The 234-nt window shown below is 50.4% G+C and carries 1 rRNA gene; it reads right to left on the bottom strand.

Annotation, left to right across the window (positions count from 1 at the left end):
- Positions 1-86: ribosomal RNA gene (gene rrf, locus WLY71_RS31115) — 5S ribosomal RNA — on the bottom strand; the annotation flags it as partial.
- Positions 87-234: the final 148 nt, after the last annotated feature.

Raw genomic sequence — 234 nt, 5'->3', positions numbered from 1 at the left:
AACCCCACACTACCATCGGCGATGCATCGTTTCACTGCTGAGTTCGGGATGGGATCAGGTGGTTCCAATGCTCTATGGTCGTCAAGAAATTCGGTAGCCAGGTCGTTCTCCTTGCGGATCACGCTCCAGCGAATGGGTATGCGATAGTTTGGTGTTTTGTGAGTATCTCGAACTTTCGGTTCGTTTCGTCTTCACACACCGCAATCTGGCCTCTTTCGAGTTCGCAAATTGCTT

Source organism: Pseudomonas rossensis, assembly GCF_039888995.1.
In the GTDB taxonomy this organism is placed as follows: Bacteria; Pseudomonadota; Gammaproteobacteria; order Pseudomonadales; family Pseudomonadaceae; genus Aquipseudomonas; species Aquipseudomonas rossensis.
Note: the sequence above shows the minus strand (reverse complement) of the source record. Positions and strands in the feature narration are given on the sequence as shown.